Source organism: Pseudomonas sp. R3-41, assembly GCF_054161485.1.
In genome coordinates this window covers 4824177-4841846 of record NZ_CP096421.1, presented here as the reverse complement: position 1 = coordinate 4841846, position 17670 = coordinate 4824177, and the positions used below count along the sequence as shown (strand labels likewise).

Below are 17670 nucleotides of genomic sequence, written 5' to 3'. Positions count from 1 at the left end.
CGTATGCCCTTCCAGAGCCTCGACCCTTCCCTTATCGCGCGGTCCGCCCTCGTTGAGTTGCGTGGCCCGCAGCAAAGCCCGATCGTTTCACTTGAGTCGCGAATGATCGAAGCGTTTGCCGGTTCCGCCGTAGACAGCGCACAGGACGTTTCAGCGATCAATCGGTTGCTGCAGCGCCCGGATGTCACCAACCCTGAAGTCTTGACCCAGTTGCAGGAGCTGACAGGGCAATACAACGTGGATATCAACTTGCTCAACGTGCTGGTGCGCAAAGCCGTAGGCACCGCAGAAACCCTGTTGCGCGCATCATGAAGCCGGGCGTGTTGTTGCTGCTGTTGTGCCTGGCGCTGGCGGGGTGTCGCCAGCCGAACCTGCTGGAAGGGTTGGATCAGCAACAGGCCAATGAAGTGCTGTCGGTGCTGCAACGCAACAACATCGCGGCGGTGAAAGTCGACACTGGCAAAACCGGCTATGCGGTGAAAATCGACGCCCACGATTTTTCCGCTGCCGTCGATCTGCTCAATCTCTATTCATTGCCCTCCCGGCCACGCCTGCAAGTGGCCGAGATGTTTCCATCCGATTCCCTGGTGGCCTCGCCCCGTGCTGAAAAGGCCCGCTTGTATTCAGCGCTGGAGCAGCGCATCGAACAGTCGCTGAGTGTGCTCGAAGGCGTGGTATCGGCGCGGGTCCATGTCAGTTACGACCTGGATGCCGGCGAGGGCGGGCGCAAGTCGCCGCCTATCCATCTTGCGGCGGTGGTGCTGCATGAGCCCGATGTCGAACCGCAATTGCTGATCACCGATATCAAGCGTTTTCTCAAGAACAGTTTTGCGGCGGTGGAGTACGAGAACGTTTCGGTGGTGCTGTCCAAACGTTCCCCGATCCAGCATGTGGCGCCGTCGGTAGTCGCCACGTCGGGGCGCTCGCCGTGGCCGTGGTGGTTGGCGGCGACCAGTGCGGTGCTGTTGGCCGGTGGTGGCGCTTGGGTCTATCGCCAGTCAAGCGCAGGACGGCGTGATGTCGGAGCTTGAGTGCCTGGAGCAAATCCTCGCCGAACCTTTGGGGTATCTGCACCCCCAGCGCACGGTCGTATCTGCGGAATTCGACGGAATCGAAGCCCGTACCGTGCTCAATCGCATCCTGCTCGAAGGGTTGGGACTGCAAGGGCCGTGGCCTTCCGTGCCGTTGACCGGTGTGACGAAGCAATGGGTTCGTTATTGGCGGCAATTGCCCTATATCGCCCGGTTGATGGGGGTTTATCGCTTGATGCCCGAGCTGGCGCGAGGCGCAGTGCTGCTGGGTTTGCCCGGGTCGGTCCGAAGGTTTGCCAGCTTCGACCTGGGCCCGCGAGGCGGCCTGCCGATCGAGCGTGCGCCAGTTTCGATGGCACAGGTCGAAGCGGCCGGTCTCAACGCGTTGTGGGGTTGGCGCGACCAGGTCTCTCATCTTTTGCTCGAACGCCTCGATTTGCAGTTTTCCGAGCCGGTGGTTCGTTTGCACCAGCAATGGCCCATTCCTCAACCGGCCCCAACCCTTTTCTTCTTGGCGGTGCAGCATGCTCGACTCCATCCGAACCCTGACTGATTTGCCCTTGGACGAAGACGTGCATCTGGCTCGCGAAGACGTAGCCGCCGCCCGTCGCCGTCATGCCTTGCAGCTCGAAGCCCAGCGCCGCGCCCGTGAGTGCGTCGAACAGGCCCTCCGCGACGCCGAGGCCGTGCATGCGCAGGCGTTTCGACAGGGTTATGCCGAGGGCATCCTGCGGGCGAGCGAGCATCTGGCCGACGCTTTGCTGAGGACGCAAACCTTCGGGCTGCAATTGCGCAACGATCTGGCCCGGGCCGCCAGTGATCTGCTCGGGCAAGCCTTGAGTCGCCCCGAGTGGCTGGATGAAATGCTCGAGCGCTGGCTGGCCGGACAGGCGGGCGACTCGGGCGCGGTGCTGCATCTGTTGTTGCCGCTGCATTGTCGCCCGCGCAGCCAAGCGCTGCGTGAAAGCCTGGGCAGGCAACGGGCCGGTGAACTGATTGTTGAATACCACCCGCAGGATCGCTATGTGCTGCGGCTAGCGGATCAACTGTTGGAATTCGATGCTGAAACGACCCGGGAACGGCTGGAGTCCCGGTTATTGGCGAGCATCGCCAATTTGCCGGCGACGGTTCGATCCCTGGACCAGGCCTCGAGACAGGCGCTGGCGGATGTGTGCGCGAGCTTCATCGAGTCTTCGCCAACCGACCCTGCCGAGGTGCGCCATGAAGATTGAATCCATGATGGTTTCCGGCCTGCTCGATCACGACGCGAATGCTCCGGTCCAGACATTGGAATCACGGCTGTTGGCGGCCAGCGAGCAAACACCTGACAGCAAGCGTCCCAACCCTGAGTTCGAGCATTTGTATCAATTGCTGCTGGCGATGGAAGGGCAGGGGGAAAAGGCGATTCATGAGTTCCTCCGTACGTTGCGAGGGCCGGATGGCACAACGGCAGCGTACCCCACCGCCCAGGCGTTGATGGCGATCACATTGCAGGTCTTGGTGCGATTGAAGGACGAGGGATTGGACAAGTCACAGATCTACAAGGAGATCAGCGGTGCCAATGGGTTGGCGTTTGCGATGGATGTTTTCGTGAAGGGTTTTATGCGGGATGTGTTCCAGCCGATGGGGGATGAGGCTTGGGAGAAGAGTGAGTGGTGAAGGCGGCAAAATGGGCGATGCCTACCTGTTAAAGGAAGAGAGGGCAGGCAGTGATTTCGTGGCGAGGGAGCTTGCTCCCGCTGGGGCGCGAAGCGGCCCTTTCTTGGGGCCGCTGCGCAGCCCAGCGGGAGCAAGCTCCCTCGCCACGACGTATTCCAGGCAATCCAATGAATCAAGCGTTTGCTGGGGGAGTGGTGCGTTCATTGATGTAAGCGGTGCCGGGACGTACCGCGAACACGACGGCGGCGACCAGTGTGTTGGCGATATGGTCGACCATTTCTTTTGAAATGGGCAAGGTTGAGAAGTAGCGGGATGCGGAGACGACGACGGCCATGATTATCTGGCCCACGGAGGTTCGTATCGCATTGGTGGACAGGAGTTGATTGGCCGCCTGTTCGGCAGTAGGCATTCGTACAGAAATGGGGTTAATCCGAAAGCGCTTTTCAGAGGGATTTTTTTGGAAGGCGTGCATTACTTCGCCCATGAGCAGTTGCCCGGCGACGTCGGCCCCGGCGTTGTAGACGCCCCGCAATAAATCGTGTCCCAGTACCGGGGCCAGGGATTCGGCAATTTGCTCGGCCCGGGCCTCCACCGACAGATTCGGATCATGCGGCCTATTGGCCTGTTGTTCCACCCAGGCCGACAATTGAAAGGCCAAACCTTCCGTTTCTGACGATGGAGGTTTGCTCCCCTGGGCCATGGCATACCCGGCACCGGAGTGTGGAGCGGTGTAGTTCATCGCGGTGAAGGACAGGAACTGTAGCGTGGCATTCAGTGCGCCTGCGGCTGCCGTGCCACCGGGGTTGGGTTTTGTATTGTCACCCGTGGGACAGAACAGGCTCACCAGATCCTGGGCAAATGTGTAGAACAACATTTGCGAGCCGGAGGACGCCAATGCCGGCAGTGCGGAGGGCACGGCGATGGCAGCGGCCAGAGCCAAGGCCGATATTGTGAGGGTGAGGACCCTCGCCACGCGCGTTTCGAGGGTTGCGGTTCCATTGTATTCGTCCCTGATCGCGCCGAGGATGTTCAGCAGCGGCCCGACACTCTGGACAATCGCACCGATAACACTGCGTGTCAGTGGCGAAGTGGCGTTGGATTGGAACGTTTTTTCCAGGGCGAACCCGACCAGTTGCCTAATCACCGTGAGGGCGCCGGTAACCAAGCCGGTGCGTAGCCCGGAAATAGTCAGGTTGCTGGCCCAGCGCCCGAGATCGCCTTCGAATTCGTTGCGGGTCAGTTTGCCTAGGAAATGACTGAGCTGATCAAGGATGGTTTGGGCGCGTTGTATGGATGCGTTGGAACGTGGCAAATGGGTTGAGCACGCGACCATACTCATGTCAATGCTCACCGAATCATCATTGTTGCAATGCGTGCCATCGGCATCGCCGTTTATCTTCGATTCGATGCCTTCAATGAATGCATGAACGCGCATGTCGGCGCTATCTTTCAGCTCTGTAATGATTTCATTGAGTTCCTCCTCGAGATTCTTCAGTGCGGTTGCTGTGTCTTGCGGTGAGAGTTGGCTTCTCTGCTCGGCAGGGATACCTTCGTAGAGCATCTCGACAATGGTGTCGGTTGAGCCCCTTTCGATATCAATGACCGTGTCTGGTTTGCCGGTGCGAGCAGATTCATCTGGAGTGTATTGAGTTATAGGTGCACCTAAAGATGAGACGGGCATTATTCTTATCCTGTGTGACAGAGGGCTACCGGGGGGCTGCCATTGCAGCTACATCGATCTTTTGCAGGCTTTTTGCGCTTTCAACTATCAAATAACGCTCCGAGGCAAGGGCCGCGGCGCGTCGACGCAAAGATGGCCCTCGGAATCAACGCGTTTCTCGCCGCTGGCGCTCCTGCTCGGTATAATCCCGTCACTTTTTATCGCCCAGAGTCAAACCCACCCATGTACACCCTGGCCCGTCAGCTGTTGTTCAAACTTTCCCCGGAAACCTCCCACGATCTGTCCCTGGACCTGATCGGCGCGGGCGGGCGTTTGGGCCTCAACGGTTTGCTGTGCAAGGCGCCGGCGAACGTGCCGGTGACGGTCATGGGCCTGGAATTCCCCAACCCGGTGGGGTTGGCGGCGGGCCTGGACAAGAATGGCGCGGCCATCGACGGCTTTGCGCAGTTGGGTTTCGGTTTCGTCGAAATCGGCACCGTCACGCCGCGACCACAGCCGGGCAACCCCAAGCCACGGTTGTTCCGCCTGCCGCAAGCCGAGGCGATCATCAACCGCATGGGCTTCAACAACCTCGGCGTCGATCACCTGCTGGCCCGTGTGGCCGCGGCCAAGTACCAGGGTGTGCTGGGCATCAACATCGGCAAGAATTTCGACACGCCGGTGGAGCGTGCCGTCGACGACTACCTGATCTGCCTGGACAAGGTCTACGCCCACGCCAGCTACGTGACCGTCAACGTCAGCTCTCCCAACACCCCGGGGCTGCGCAGCCTGCAATTCGGTGATTCCCTCAAGCAACTGCTGGCCGACCTGGCCCAGCGTCGCGCGGAACTGGCGTTGACCCACGGCCGGCACGTGCCCCTGGCGATCAAGATCGCCCCGGACATGACCGACGAAGAGACCGCCCAGGTAGCCCAGGCCCTGATCGAGACGGGCATGGACGCAGTGATCGCCACCAACACGACCCTGGGGCGCGAAGGCGTCGAAGGGCTGGAGCACGGTGACGAGGCGGGTGGCTTGTCGGGCGCGCCAGTGCGTGACAAGAGCACCCACACGGTGAAGGTGCTGGCCGCTGAATTGGCGGGGCGCTTGCCGATCATTGCGGCGGGGGGGATCACCGAGGGCCGGCACGCCGCCGAGAAGATCACCGCCGGGGCGAGCCTGGTGCAGGTTTACTCGGGCTTCATCTACAAGGGGCCGGCGTTGATTCGTGAGTCGGTGGATGCGATTGCTGCGTTGGGTTGAAGCGAAGGTTAAAGTTCGGCGCTGATCCATTGTGGCGAGGGAGCTTGCTCCCGCTGGACTCTGTAGGAGCTGGCGTAGCCTGCGATCTTTTGATCTTGGTCGTTCGCTCTCGACTCAACTGTCTGGAGCAAGATCGCAGCCTCGTTGCACTCGTCAGCTCCTACAGGGCGCAGCCCAGCGGGAGCAAGCTCCCTCGCCACAATAATGTTCACAGCTCAGGCATTCGTAAGTGTCCATGAAGCTCAGGCACTCACAGCGTTCATGAAACCCAGGCATTAAAAAGGGCTCCTCGAAGGAGCCCCCTGGGCCGTAGCCCGCCGCCCGGATGGGACGTGCGTGGTTAAATCGATTGGGATGTCAAATTGTCGAGTTCTTGAGTAATAAGCCCTGTGTCAGCCGACGGCGTGAAGTTCGTTGAGTCTGTGGATACCCGCAGTGCCGGTCATACCGTCCCAGTTGTCGCCGCGTCCTTCTCGCCAGCCATTGATCCAGGCTTGACGTACCGACGGTAGAGTAAAGGGGCAAAGCTCACGGGATTTACCACCAACGCCATATTGGTAACCACGCAAAAATGCTCTTTCCAACGGATCACGCTTAAGTCTTCTCATAGGGTGTTGCCCTCACTTGTTGACTGTTGCTTAGCGTCGACCTCTATCGAGGCCGGGGCAGAATCATTCTGCCGTTGGTGGCTCGTTGCCGGCGTGACGAGCCGAGGTGTTGACGCCGTTGCGACGTCAACCTGTGTTGAGTTCTAACCAAAGCGTCACAGGGATGGAATGATCGTTTTGTCATAAGCACGTAACAATAAAGATGTTAGGGCGATAAGTAACTTGATGTTCGTTGACCGCTTTTGAGCAAGACCCCTGTATGATCGGCCCTGCGCCAAAGGGGACTGGCTTTCCTTGAATGAGAATGTCCACCCGTTGCACTCGGGTACTATTCGACGAAAGGGTCGAATTTTCACAATTTGTTGCACAGAATTTTTTATCTGCCTTCGCATCTAAGCTCTTTTAACCTGAGCGGCGAGGGCGGCACGGCACACTTTCGTGCCACACGGGTGCTCTTGAGAAAAGCACCTGATTGAACCCGGCCCGGCAATGCGTTGCCCGGTCCACTTAGCCAAAGGCTCTGGAAATCCCATGTCCGATCGTTTCGAACTCTTCCTCACTTGCCCCAAGGGCCTTGAAGGCCTGCTGATCGAGGAAGCCGTCGGGCTTGGCCTTGAAGAGGCGCGCGAGCACACTTCGGCCGTGCGCGGCATGGCCGACATGGAAACGGCCTATCGCCTGTGCCTGTGGTCGCGCCTGGCCAACCGCGTGTTGCTGGTGCTCAAGCGCTTCCCGATGAAGGACGCCGAAGACCTGTACCACGGCGTGCTGGACGTCGACTGGCAAGACCACATGCTGGCCGATGGCACCCTGGCGGTTGAGTTCAGCGGCCATGGCTCGGGTATCGACAATACTCACTTCGGTGCCTTGAAGGTCAAGGACGCCATCGTCGACAAGCTGCGCACGCCATCGGGCGAGCGGCCGTCCATCGACAAGCTCAACCCGGACCTGCGCATTCACCTGCGCCTGGACCGCGGCGAAGCGATCCTTTCCCTCGACCTTTCCGGCCACAGCCTGCACCAGCGCGGTTATCGCCTGCAGCAAGGCGCCGCGCCGCTGAAGGAAAACCTCGCCGCCGCGATCCTGATCCGCGCCGGTTGGCCGCGCATTGCCGCTGAAGGCGGGGCGCTGGCCGACCCGATGTGCGGTGTCGGCACGTTCCTGGTGGAAGCCGGCATGATCGCCGCCGACATGGCACCGAACCTGCGCCGCCAGCAGTGGGGCTTCACCGCCTGGCTCGGCCACGTGCCGGCGTTGTGGAAGAAACTCCACGAAGAAGCCTCCGAGCGCGCCGCCGCCGGACTGGCCAAGCCACCGTTGTGGATTCGTGGCTACGAGGCCGACCCTCGGCTGATCCAGCCGGGCCGCAATAACGTCGAGCGTGCGGGCCTGAGCGAGTGGATCAAGATCTATCAAGGCGAAGTCGCCACCTTCGAGCCGCGCCCGGACCAGAACCAGAAGGGCCTGGTGATCTGCAACCCGCCGTACGGCGAGCGCCTGGGTGACGAAGCCAGCCTGCTCTACCTCTACCAGAACCTCGGCGAGCGCCTGCGCCAGGCGTGCCTGAACTGGGAGGCGGCGGTGTTCACCGGCGCGCCGGACCTGGGCAAGCGCATGGGCATTCGCAGCCACAAGCAGTATTCGTTCTGGAACGGTGCCTTGCCGTGCAAGTTGCTGCTGATCAAGGTGCTGCCGGACCAGTTCGTCACCGGCGAGCGTCGCACTCCGGAACAGCGCCAGGCCGAGCGTGAGCAGGCCGCCTACGATCAAACCCCGGAAGTGCCACAAGAGCGCCAGTACAACAAGAACGGCAACCCGATCAAGCCGGCGCCGGCGCCAGCCCCTGTGGTCGAGCAGGCGCGGTTGAGCGAAGGCGGGCAGATGTTCGCCAATCGCCTGCAAAAGAACCTCAAGACGCTGAGTAAGTGGGCCAAGCGTGAAGGCGTGGACTGTTACCGGGTCTACGACGCCGACATGCCGGAATACGCCATGGCCATCGACCTCTACCATGACTGGGTACACGTCCAGGAATACGTCGCGCCGAAGTCCATCGACCCGGAAAAGGCCTCGGCCCGGTTGTTCGATGCCTTGGCGGCCATTCCCCAGGCACTGAACGTCGACAAGAGCCGCGTGGTGATCAAGCGCCGCGAGCGTCAGAGCGGCACCAAGCAGTACGAGCGCCAGAGCGCCCAAGGCAAGTTCACCGAGGTCAACGAAGGCGGCGTGAAGCTGCTGGTCAACCTCACGGACTACCTGGACACCGGGCTGTTTCTCGACCATCGGCCGATGCGCCTGCGGATCCAGAAGGAAGCAGCCGGCAAGCGTTTCCTCAACCTGTTCTGCTACACCGCGACCGCCAGCGTCCACGCTGCCAAGGGCGGTGCCCGCAGCACCACCAGTGTCGACTTGTCGAAAACCTACCTGGACTGGGCGCGACGCAACCTGTCGCTCAATGGTTTTTCCGACAAGAACCGCCTGGAGCAGGGCGACGTGATGGCCTGGCTGGAAGCCAGTCGTGACGAGTACGACCTGATCTTCATCGACCCGCCGACCTTCTCCAACTCCAAGCGCATGGAAGGTGTGTTCGATGTGCAGCGCGACCACGTCCAGTTGCTGGACCTGGCCATGGCGCGCCTGGCGCCGGGCGGTGTGCTGTACTTCTCCAACAATTTCCGCAAGTTCCAGCTCGAGGACAACCTCGGCGAGCGCTATGCAGTGGAAGAGATCACTGCCAAGACCATCGATCCGGATTTCGCCCGCAACGGCAAGATCCACCGCGCTTGGAAGATCATGGCGCGTTGAAGGCGATCGATTGGATCCACGGAGCCTTGTAGTTCAAGGCTTCTAGCCTCATTTAGGGACTGGCCAAAGTGATGGCGAATAGCTATAACTTAGGCTGTGTCCAGGGCTGTGCCTATGCCTGGTACCTTTGCGAGTTGTGTCTATGGCATTGCATCAGGTGCGCCCCAGAATCCTGGGCTTTATCAGTGAAGACGTTTCGGCCTGGCTGGTGGCTTCGCTGGTGCTGCTGGCCGGTACCTGCCTGACCGGCGTGCTGAGCTGGGCGATGATGGACCTGTTCAATCGGCAATTGCGCGAGCGCTTCGAGCTGCAAGTCGAGGAGCGCTTCAGCCGCATCGAGGAACAGTTCCAGGACCAGGAGCAGTTTCTCGACAGCCTCGGGCGTTTTTTTGCCAACTCCGAAGCGGTAGCCAGCAATGAGTTCCATGGCTACGCCGACTCGCTGATGCGTCGTACCCGGGCCTTCGCCTGGGCGCCCAGGGTCCTTCGGGACGAGCGGCAAGCGTTCGAACGGCAGGCGCAGGCCGACGGTGGGGCTCAATTCATGATTCGCGAGCCGGACGGCCACGGTGGCCTGCAACTGGCCGCCGAACGGGACGAGTACGTTCCGGTGCTCTACATTCATAGTCGGAGCGCCTACGGGCCCCCACTGGGCCTGGATCTGCTTTCCGAACCCTTGCGCCGTGCCACCGTCGAGCGATCGCGTCAGCGTGGCGGGGTCGCGGCCTCGCAACCCCTGGATTTTATGGGGGCCGACCCGATGTTCACCCGCGGGGTACTGCTGGTCGCGCCGGTTATACGGGAATCGGCCAGGGAACCGTTCGGGTACGTGATGGCGGCCATCAGCATGCGTCAGTTGGCGGGCGACGGACTGCCGGCGCCCGGTCACGACAATCTGTCGATGCGTGTCGTGGACCTGTCTAGCGAAAACGGGGGGGAGGCGCTGTTCGAATCCCCAAACCCGCCGGGCCAGAGCGAGTTGTCGGCGACGCGCCTGCTACGCCTGGCCGATCGCGACTACCGGGTGGAGTTGCGGCCCAGCCGGGTGTTCCTGTCGACCAATCATTCTTCGGTCACGAGCATAGTGATACTCGGTGGTTTGCTCAGCCTGCTGCTCAGTGCATTGCTCTATGTGCTGGTCAGCCAGCGGCAGCGAGCCTTGGCACTGGTGGAACAACGCACCGGCGAACTGCGTGCCCGGGAGCAGGAGTTGCGCGGTACCCACGGCCAGTTGCGCGGTGTGCTGGATGCCGCGACCCAGGTGGCGATCATTGCCACCGACCTGCGCGGCGTCATCACCACTTTCAACGCCGGCGCCGAGCAGATGCTCGGCTACCCGAGCTGCGAGGTGCTGCAAAGCATGACCCTGGAGAGCCTGCATGTGCCGCGCGAACTCCAGGCCCGGGCCGCTCAGCTTGGCGCGCGCTTTGGTAAACCCATTCCTACCTGCCATGCGATGCTGCTCGAGGGCGGCGAGCAGGGTGGGCAGCAGGCGCGGGAATGGACCCTGGTGCGCCGCGATGGCAGTCACCTGACCGTGAACATGCTGGCCACGCCGATGCTCGATGAGCAGGGGCTGTGGGTCGGGCACCTGGCGATCTGCATCGACATCACCGAGCGCAAGCGCGTCCACGAAGCCCTGGCCGCCCGGGACCTGCTGCTCAAAAAGCTCAGCGCCCATGTCCCCGGGGGAATCTACCAATTCAGGATGGATTTTAATGGTCGCTTCAGTGTGATCTATGCCAGCGACGGCATCCGCGACATCTATGAATTGGAACCCGATGTACTGGTGCAGAACGCCGAGGCGATTTTCTCGCGTATTCATCCGTTGGACAGTACGCGCGTCCGCGCTTCGATCCGTGCTTCGGCCAATACCTTGAGCCCATGGCGGGAAGAGTACCGGGTGCAATTACCCTTGCGTGGGCTGCGCTGGGTGCGCGGCGAGGCCACCCCCGAGGAACTGCCTGGCGGCGGGGTGTTGTGGCATGGCTATATCTCGGATATTTCCGACCTCAAGCGTGTGGAAGAAGAGCTGCGGGCCTTGTCCGTGACCGACGCCCTGACCGGCATTCGCAACCGCCGTTATTTTCAGGAACGCTTGACCTCGGAAATGGCCCGGGTCGAGCGCGGTTCCGGTGGGCTGGCGGTCATCATGCTCGACATCGATCACTTCAAGCGCATCAACGACCAGCACGGCCATGCGGTGGGCGACCGGGTGTTGCAGGCGTTCTGCCAGCGCATCATCCAACGGTTGCGCCGTACCGATGTGTTCTGCCGGTTGGGTGGGGAGGAGTTCGTGGTGCTGTGCCCGGACACCGACAGTGACAGCGCTTATTCCCTGGCGCTGGGGCTGTGGGAAGGCTTGCGGGCTGCGCCCATCGACGATGTCGGGGTGGTTACCGCCAGCTTCGGCATCGCCACCTGGCGCGCCGGGGAGGGCGCCGATGCGTTACTGCTCAGGGCCGACTCAGGCGTCTATGCGGCCAAGCAGGCCGGGCGGGATCGGGTCGAGACGCAGCTGGGATAGCCAGTGGATATTGAGGTCAAAGTGTGGGAGCGGGCTTGCTCGCGAATGCGGCGTGTCAGTCAACACAATGGTTGAATGTTGTACCGCCTTCGCGAGCAAGCCCGCTCCCACAGTTGATCTTCAGTGGGCACAAGATTTGTGTATGGCCCGATTCACTGTGGGAGCGAGCTTGCTCGCGATTCGGTCGGTCAGCAGCATCGATGTTGAATGACATACCGCATTCGCGAGCAGGCTCGCTCCCACATTGGGTATGTGCTGGGTCAGAGCACCGAAGCCGTCTGTGGCAGTTTCGGCTGGCGGTACAGGTCCAGCAGCACCTGGTCCAGCACCGACGAAGCGCCCCATGGCTTTGGATCGTTGAGGATCGCCACCACTGCCCAAGTGTTGCCGTTGATGTCGCGGCTGTAGCCAGCGATGGCGCGGACGGTGTTCAGGGTCCCGGTCTTGACGTGGGCTTCGCCGGCCATGGCGGTGGTCTTCAGGCGTTTGCGCATGGTGCCGTCGGTGCCGGCAATCGGCATCGAACTGATGAACTCCGCCGAATACGGGCTGCGCCAGGCGGCTTGCAACATCGCAGCCATTTCCCGCGCGCTGACCCGTTCGGCGCGGGACAGGCCGGAGCCGTTCTCCATCACCAGGTGCGGTGCGGTGATGCCTTTCTTCGCCAGCCACTGGCGTACCACCCGTTGCGCAGCCTTCGCGTCGTCACCGTCGGCTTCGTTGCGAAATTGTGCGCCCAGGCTCAGGAACAGTTGTTGGGCCATGGTGTTGTTACTGTATTTATTGATGTCGCGGATGATCTCCGCCAGGTCCGGGGAGAACGCCCGGGCCAATACCTTGGCGTTGCTCGGGGTCGTGGCCAGGCGGTCCTGGCCCTGGATGCTGCCGCCCAATTCCTTCCAGATGGCCCGCACCGCGCCAGCGGTGTAGGTGGCGTGGTCGAGCAGTGACAGGTAGGTCTGGGAGCTGCAACCTTCACCGAGTTGGCCGCTGACAGTGACGGTCATGCTGCCATCGGCCTGGGCGACGGGGTTGTAGCGAACACCGCCGGCACATTGCTTGCCGTTGATGGCCTTGACCACGTTTTCGATGCGAATGCTGGCAATCGGTGGCTCAACCGACACCAGCACCCGGCCGCCATCATTGCGAGCGACGAAGCGCAGGGCCTTGAGGTTGACCAGCAGCGAGTCGGGCTTGACCAGGAAGGGTTTGTTTTCGTCGTTGCCGTCGTCGTTGAACTCGGGCAGTTGCGGCTGGATGAAGAAACTGCGGTCCAGCACCAGGTCGCCGGTGACCTGCTGGACGCCGTTGGCCCGCAGATCGCGCATCAACAGCCAGAGTTTTTCCATGTTCAGCTTGGGATCGCCGCCACCCTTGAGGTACAAGTTGCCGTTGAGGATCCCGCCGCTCAGGGTGCCGTCGGTATAGAACTCGGTTTTCCACTGATGATTGGGGCCGAGCATCTCCAGGGCCGCATAGGTGGTCACCAGTTTCATGGTGGACGCCGGATTGACCGAAACATCGGCGTTGTACAGGGTTGGCGTGCCGGGGCCGTTGAGCGGCACCAGCACCAGGGACAGGGCGTCGTTCTGCAGTTTGCTGGCCTTGAGGGCCTTTTGTACGTTGGGCGATAGGGCGGTGTTGATCGTGGCAGCGTGGGCGGTGACAGGGAGGGCCAGGGGAAGAAGAAGGCTGGCCAGAAGCAATGGACGCAAAGATTTGATCATTTGAAATAAAACCCTACGGGCGAGGGGGAAAATACGAGGACATGAAAATGAACGTCCTCAACGGTCATGAAAGTGTCGGCATTATGCCCCAAGGCGCAACGGCATGTGCCGTGCCCAAGCCCAGCGAAGCGGTATTTTTTTACCAACGGTTAACGGACTTGCCCGATGAGTCGGGCAATCGACGCACCAAACTGGTAAAGTGCCGGCCGTTATTACTTATGAGGATTGTTCCAATGGCGACTAACCGTTCCCAGCGTCTGCGCAAAAAGCTGTGCGTGGATGAATTTCAAGAGCTGGGTTTCGAACTGAACCTGGATTTCAAAGAAGATCTGGCCGATGAGGCTATTGACGCTTTCCTCGACGCTTTCCTGAAAGAAGCCATGGAAGCCAATGGCCTGGGCTACGTCGGCGGTGACGACTACGGTCTGGTTTGCCTGCAGAAGCGTGGCTCGGTCACCGAAGAGCAGCGCGCTGCCGTTGAAGCCTGGCTCAAGGCCCGTCCTGAGCTGACCAGCGTTGAAGTCAGCCCACTGATTGACGTCTGGTATCCAGAAAAGCCGATCAATCCGGTCGCTTGATGGTCAGAAACCGGCAGCCCTTTTGGGTGCCGGTTTTTTTGTGCCTGCCATTTATGTGTTGCTTGCCAGGCAGCCTTCGCGAGCAAGCCCGCTCCCACAGTGGATATGTGTCGCTCACATCGCCTCTGTGGGAGCGGGCTTGCTCGCGAAGCTTTTAAGCTCTCAGGCGCTACGCCAGTTCAGGATCAGCAACGTCAACACCCCCGCCACGATCCCCCAGAACGCCGAACCGATGGAGAACAGCGTCAGCCCCGACGCCGTGACCATGAAAGTGATCAGCGCCGCTTCCCGCTCCTTCACTTCGCTCATGGCGATGCTCAAGCCATTGATGATCGAGCCGAACAGCGCCAGGGCCGCGATGGACAACACCAATTCCTTGGGCAGCGCCGCGAACAACGCCGCCAGCGTCGCGCCGAACACCCCGGCAATCCCGTAGAAAATCCCGCACCAGACCGCCGCCGTGTAGCGCTTGTTGCGATCTTCGTGGGCGTGGGGCCCGGTGCAGATGGCTGCGCTGATGGCCGCCAGGTTGATGCCATGGGAGCCGAACGGTGCCAGCAGCAGCGAGGCGATGCCGGTGCTGGTGATCAGCGGCGAAGCCGGCACGTTGTAGCCGTCGGCCCGCAACACGGCGATGCCGGGCATGTTCTGCGAGGTCATCGCCACCACGAACAGCGGAATGCCGATGCTGATGGTGGCTGCCAAGGAAAAGTGCGGCGTGGTCCAGACCGGCGTCGCGACTTCCAGGGCAAAGCCGCTGAAGTCCAGCAGCCCCAGCAGGCCGGAAAGCGCTGTGCCGATCAGCAGTGCCGCGAGCACCGCGTAGCGCGGCGACAGGCGCTTGACGATCAGGTAGGTGAAAAACATCCCCAGCACCAGGCCGGTGCGATGCTGGGTGGCGACGAAGATCTCGCTGCCGATCTTGAACAGAATCCCCGCCAGCAACGCCGCCGCCAGCGAGGCCGGAATGCGCTTGACCAGGCGCTCGAAACTGCCGGTCAGGCCACAGATCGTCACCAGCACCGCGCAGGTTATATAGGCGCCGATGGCCTCGCCATAACTCACGCCGCCCAGGCTGGTGATCAGCAGCGCGGCGCCGGGTGTCGACCAGGCGATGGTGATCGGCGTGCGATAGCGCAGCGACAGCCCGATGGAGCACACCGCCATGCCGATGGAGATCGCCCAGATCCACGAGGAAATCTGCCCGCTGGTCAGTCCCGCCGCCTGTCCGGCCTGGAACATCAGCACCAGGGAACTGGTGTAGCCGGTCATCATCGCGATGAACCCGGCGACGATGGCCGAAGGCGAGGTGTCGGCCAATGGACGAAGTGGCGTGGTCGTGACTTCGGTCATGGTGGGCGGTGGTCCTTGTTGTAGATTGTCTGGGCTTGATAGCCCCACAGATTTGCGGTTTAAAGCCTAAACTCAACCCCATCATCGATTGCAATACAGCCATGCCCGCAAACAGCCGTACAGTCGTGTTGCCATCAGAGGTTGTGTACAATCGAGCTGTTTTTTACGCGATACTTGCCAGCGACCCGCTGTGCCGTATTACAGTCACGGTCAATTCGCCGCAGTTCTCCCGACTCGAGTGCCCATGAACGAACAGTTGCAGCCCCTCAAGAAACAACCGCGAGCTGGTAAGACCGGCCGCAGCGGAACCCAGGACGATATTGTCTATGCGCACATCTTCGAGGCCATCCTCGAACAACGCCTGGCGCCCGGGACCAAATTGAGCGAAGAGGCGTTGGGGGAGATTTTCGGAGTCAGCCGCACGATCATCCGCCGGGCCTTGTCCCGCCTGGCCCACGAAGGCGTGGTGTTGTTGCGGCCCAATCGCGGTGCCGTGGTGGCGAGCCCGAGTGTCGAAGAGGCCCGCCAGGTGTTCATGGCCCGGCGCCTGGTGGAAAGGGCAATCACCGAGCTGGCGGTGCAGCACGCTACCGCCGAACAGCTGGCTGAGCTGCGGCAGATGGTCAGCGACGAGCGCGACAGTTTTTCCCGGGGCGACCGTGGCGCCGGCATCCGTTTGTCGGGCGAGTTCCACCTCAAGCTGGCCGAAGCGGCGAAGAACGCCCCGCTGATCAGTTTCCAGCGCAGTCTCGTGTCCCAGACGTCGTTGATCATCGCCCAGTACGAAAGTGGCAACCGTTCCCATTGCTCCTACGACGAACACACCCAGTTGATCGACGCCATCGAGGCCCGCGATGCCACGCTGGCCGTGGACCTGATGATGCATCACATGGACCACATCGACAGCAAGCTCAACCTCGACGAGGAAAGTGCGTCGGATGACTTGCACGCGGTGTTCTCGCATCTGTTGCAGAGCAAGAAGCCGGGGCGGTCGACCGCTAAGCTCTGAGGGTCGAATCAGTCATACCGAGTCGCGCCCTTCGCGAGCAAGCCCGCTCCCACATTCGACCGTGTTGTCATGACATACGCGGATCAAATGTGGGAGCGGGCTTGCTCGCGAAAGCGGTGTGACAGGCGAATGAAATCTAGCGCTGATGCACCAACCTGCCAGCCGCATAAGTCCGCGCCACCGTCCGGTCATCCCCCAGCGTCATCAACACGAACAACCGTTCGGCAATGTCCTTGGCCTGCTTGAGGCGATAGCTCAGCAGCGGCGTGGCGTTGTAATCCAGCACCAGAAAGTCCGCGTCCGTCCCCTGTTGCAACGTCCCGATCTTGTCCTCCAGGCGCAGGGCCCGGGCGCCGCCGAGGGTGGCCAGGTACAGCGATTTGAACGGGCTCAGCCGCGCGCCCTGCAGCTGCATCACCTTGTAGGCTTCGTTCAGGGTGTGGAGCAGCGAAAAACTGGTGCCGCCACCTACGTCCGTGCCCAACCCGACGTTCACCTTGTGCTTCTCGGCCATAGGCAGGTTGAACAGGCCGCTGCCGAGGAAAAAGTTCGAGGTCGGGCAGAATGCGATGGCCGACCCGGCCTCGGCCAGCCGCGCACATTCGTCATCGCATAAATGCACGCCATGGGCGAACACCGAACGCTCGCCAAGTAGTTGGTAGTGATCGTAGACGTCCAGGTAGCCCTTGCGCTCCGGGAACAGCTCCTTGACCCACTGCACTTCCTGCAGGTTCTCGCTGATGTGGGTCTGCATGTACAAGCCGGGGTATTCCCCCAGCAATTGACCGGCCAGGGTCAGTTGTTCCGGGGTGCTGGTGGGAGCAAAGCGCGGGGTCACGGCGTAGTGCAACCGGCCCTTGCCGTGCCAGCGCTCGATCAGCGCCTTGCTCTCGGTGTAGCTGGATTCGGCGGTGTCGACCAGGTAGTCCGGGGCGTTGCGGTCCATCATCACCTTGCCGGCGATCATGCGCAGATCGAGCTTCTGGGCCACTTCGAAAAACGCGTTCACCGACTCCGGATGTACGCTGCCGAACACCAGGGCGGTGGTGGTGCCGTTGCGCAGCAGCTCCTTGACGAAAATATCCGCCACCGCATCGGCGTGGGCCTTGTCGGCGAACTGGCTTTCGCAGGGGAAGGTGTAGGTGTTGAGCCAATCCAGCAATTGCTCGCCATAGGCGCCGACCATGCCGGTTTGCGGCAGATGGATGTGGGTGTCGATCAAACCTGGCGTGATCAGTGCGTCCGGGTAATGGGCGATGTCGATGTCCGCCGCCAGGGTCGGCAACAGGTCATGGGCGTGGCCGATGGCGCTGATCTGGCCGTTCTCCACCACCAGCAGGCCGTCTTCGAAATATTCATAGGACGCTTCGATACCCACTTCGGCCGGGTCGGCGAGGCTGTGGAGCAGGGCGGCGCGGTAGGCTTTGCGTGTCAGGGGCATGGTCTGTCTCGA

Annotated in this window: 15 protein-coding genes; 10 read left to right on the top strand and 5 right to left on the bottom strand. The window is 61.4% G+C overall.

Translation table 11 applies throughout. From position 1 onward, the window contains the following. The first annotated feature begins 3 nt into the window (after positions 1-3). Genes sctI through M1D99_RS20725 form a run of 5 tightly spaced genes read left to right on the top strand, consistent with a single transcriptional unit; the run spans position 4 to position 2690 of the window. Positions 4-312 (top strand): type III secretion system inner rod subunit SctI, encoded by a 309-nt coding sequence (gene sctI, locus M1D99_RS20745; RefSeq protein ID WP_434571426.1) that lies wholly within the window; start codon positions 4-6, stop codon positions 310-312. Further along, positions 309-1031, top strand: coding sequence for an EscJ/YscJ/HrcJ family type III secretion inner membrane ring protein (locus M1D99_RS20740; protein WP_434571425.1), 723 nt, complete (start codon positions 309-311; stop codon positions 1029-1031). Before sctI ends, M1D99_RS20740 begins: the two co-directional genes overlap by 4 nt. Further along, a complete protein-coding gene (locus M1D99_RS20735; protein WP_458130706.1) occupies positions 1018-1584 on the top strand; it encodes a secretion system protein in 567 nt (188 codons plus the stop codon). The genes M1D99_RS20740 and M1D99_RS20735 overlap by 14 nt, the downstream gene beginning before the upstream one ends. Then, positions 1556-2263 (top strand): oxygen-regulated invasion protein OrgB, encoded by a 708-nt coding sequence (locus tag M1D99_RS20730; protein WP_458130705.1) that lies wholly within the window; start codon positions 1556-1558, stop codon positions 2261-2263. The genes M1D99_RS20735 and M1D99_RS20730 overlap by 29 nt, the downstream gene beginning before the upstream one ends. Then, positions 2253-2690, top strand: coding sequence for a hypothetical protein (locus tag M1D99_RS20725; protein WP_434571420.1), 438 nt, complete (start codon positions 2253-2255; stop codon positions 2688-2690). Before M1D99_RS20730 ends, M1D99_RS20725 begins: the two co-directional genes overlap by 11 nt. A gap of 172 nt (positions 2691-2862) precedes the next feature. On the opposite strand, the gene M1D99_RS20720 is transcribed toward M1D99_RS20725, so the two are convergent. Continuing rightward, positions 2863-4371: a hypothetical protein gene (locus M1D99_RS20720; RefSeq protein ID WP_458130704.1), complete on the bottom strand. Its 1509-nt coding sequence runs from the start codon at positions 4369-4371 to the stop codon at positions 2863-2865. A gap of 222 nt (positions 4372-4593) precedes the next feature. On the opposite strand from M1D99_RS20720, the gene M1D99_RS20715 reads away from it, so the two are divergent. Further along, positions 4594-5613, top strand: coding sequence for a quinone-dependent dihydroorotate dehydrogenase (locus tag M1D99_RS20715; RefSeq protein WP_458130703.1), 1020 nt, complete (start codon positions 4594-4596; stop codon positions 5611-5613). Between the two features lie 392 nt (positions 5614-6005). Here the strand turns inward: M1D99_RS20715 and rmf are convergent, their stop codons facing one another. After that, a complete protein-coding gene (gene rmf, locus M1D99_RS20710) occupies positions 6006-6221 on the bottom strand; it encodes a ribosome modulation factor (protein ID WP_003223300.1) in 216 nt (71 codons plus the stop codon). A 531-nt stretch (positions 6222-6752) separates the two neighbouring features. On the opposite strand from rmf, the gene rlmKL reads away from it, so the two are divergent. Together rlmKL and M1D99_RS20700 are read left to right on the top strand one after the other, a co-directional pair. Continuing rightward, entirely contained in the window at positions 6753-9023 is a 2271-nt protein-coding gene (rlmKL, locus tag M1D99_RS20705; RefSeq protein WP_458130702.1) for a bifunctional 23S rRNA (guanine(2069)-N(7))-methyltransferase RlmK/23S rRNA (guanine(2445)-N(2))-methyltransferase RlmL, read from the top strand. A gap of 142 nt (positions 9024-9165) precedes the next feature. Beyond that, positions 9166-11550 (top strand): sensor domain-containing diguanylate cyclase, encoded by a 2385-nt coding sequence (locus tag M1D99_RS20700; protein WP_434571412.1) that lies wholly within the window; start codon positions 9166-9168, stop codon positions 11548-11550. A 260-nt stretch (positions 11551-11810) separates the two neighbouring features. Here M1D99_RS20700 and dacB read toward each other — a convergent pair whose 3' ends face one another. Continuing rightward, positions 11811-13277: a D-alanyl-D-alanine carboxypeptidase/D-alanyl-D-alanine endopeptidase gene (dacB, locus tag M1D99_RS20695; RefSeq protein WP_186705269.1), complete on the bottom strand. Its 1467-nt coding sequence runs from the start codon at positions 13275-13277 to the stop codon at positions 11811-11813. Between the two features lie 233 nt (positions 13278-13510). On the opposite strand from dacB, the gene M1D99_RS20690 reads away from it, so the two are divergent. Further along, a complete protein-coding gene (locus tag M1D99_RS20690; RefSeq protein WP_434576572.1) occupies positions 13511-13855 on the top strand; it encodes a YggL family protein in 345 nt (114 codons plus the stop codon). 162 nt (positions 13856-14017) lie between these two features. On the opposite strand, the gene M1D99_RS20685 is transcribed toward M1D99_RS20690, so the two are convergent. Beyond that, a complete protein-coding gene (locus M1D99_RS20685) occupies positions 14018-15208 on the bottom strand; it encodes a benzoate/H(+) symporter BenE family transporter (RefSeq protein ID WP_003199555.1) in 1191 nt (396 codons plus the stop codon). A 244-nt stretch (positions 15209-15452) separates the two neighbouring features. On the opposite strand from M1D99_RS20685, the gene M1D99_RS20680 reads away from it, so the two are divergent. After that, positions 15453-16217, top strand: a complete 765-nt coding sequence (locus tag M1D99_RS20680; protein WP_186705267.1) for a GntR family transcriptional regulator — start codon at positions 15453-15455, stop codon at positions 16215-16217. Between the two features lie 136 nt (positions 16218-16353). Here the strand turns inward: M1D99_RS20680 and guaD are convergent, their stop codons facing one another. Beyond that, positions 16354-17658, bottom strand: coding sequence for a guanine deaminase (guaD, locus tag M1D99_RS20675; RefSeq protein WP_458130701.1), 1305 nt, complete (start codon positions 17656-17658; stop codon positions 16354-16356). Positions 17659-17670: the final 12 nt, after the last annotated feature.

Bases quoted from the DNA above. Each gene is read 5' to 3' on its own strand.
- sctI (WP_434571426.1), top strand. From the start codon at position 4: ATGCCCTTCCAGAGCCTCGACCCTTCCCTTATCGCGCGGTCCGCCCTC.
- M1D99_RS20740 (WP_434571425.1), top strand. From the start codon at position 309: ATGAAGCCGGGCGTGTTGTTGCTGCTGTTGTGCCTGGCGCTGGCGGGG.
- M1D99_RS20735 (WP_458130706.1), top strand. From the start codon at position 1,018: ATGTCGGAGCTTGAGTGCCTGGAGCAAATCCTCGCCGAACCTTTGGGG.
- M1D99_RS20730 (WP_458130705.1), top strand. From the start codon at position 1,556: ATGCTCGACTCCATCCGAACCCTGACTGATTTGCCCTTGGACGAAGAC.
- M1D99_RS20725 (WP_434571420.1), top strand. From the start codon at position 2,253: ATGAAGATTGAATCCATGATGGTTTCCGGCCTGCTCGATCACGACGCG.
- M1D99_RS20720 (WP_458130704.1), bottom strand. From the start codon at position 4,371: ATGCCCGTCTCATCTTTAGGTGCACCTATAACTCAATACACTCCAGAT.
- M1D99_RS20715 (WP_458130703.1), top strand. From the start codon at position 4,594: ATGTACACCCTGGCCCGTCAGCTGTTGTTCAAACTTTCCCCGGAAACC.
- rmf (WP_003223300.1), bottom strand. From the start codon at position 6,221: ATGAGAAGACTTAAGCGTGATCCGTTGGAAAGAGCATTTTTGCGTGGT.
- rlmKL (WP_458130702.1), top strand. From the start codon at position 6,753: ATGTCCGATCGTTTCGAACTCTTCCTCACTTGCCCCAAGGGCCTTGAA.
- M1D99_RS20700 (WP_434571412.1), top strand. From the start codon at position 9,166: ATGGCATTGCATCAGGTGCGCCCCAGAATCCTGGGCTTTATCAGTGAA.
- dacB (WP_186705269.1), bottom strand. From the start codon at position 13,277: ATGATCAAATCTTTGCGTCCATTGCTTCTGGCCAGCCTTCTTCTTCCC.
- M1D99_RS20690 (WP_434576572.1), top strand. From the start codon at position 13,511: ATGGCGACTAACCGTTCCCAGCGTCTGCGCAAAAAGCTGTGCGTGGAT.
- M1D99_RS20685 (WP_003199555.1), bottom strand. From the start codon at position 15,208: ATGACCGAAGTCACGACCACGCCACTTCGTCCATTGGCCGACACCTCG.
- M1D99_RS20680 (WP_186705267.1), top strand. From the start codon at position 15,453: ATGAACGAACAGTTGCAGCCCCTCAAGAAACAACCGCGAGCTGGTAAG.
- guaD (WP_458130701.1), bottom strand. From the start codon at position 17,658: ATGCCCCTGACACGCAAAGCCTACCGCGCCGCCCTGCTCCACAGCCTC.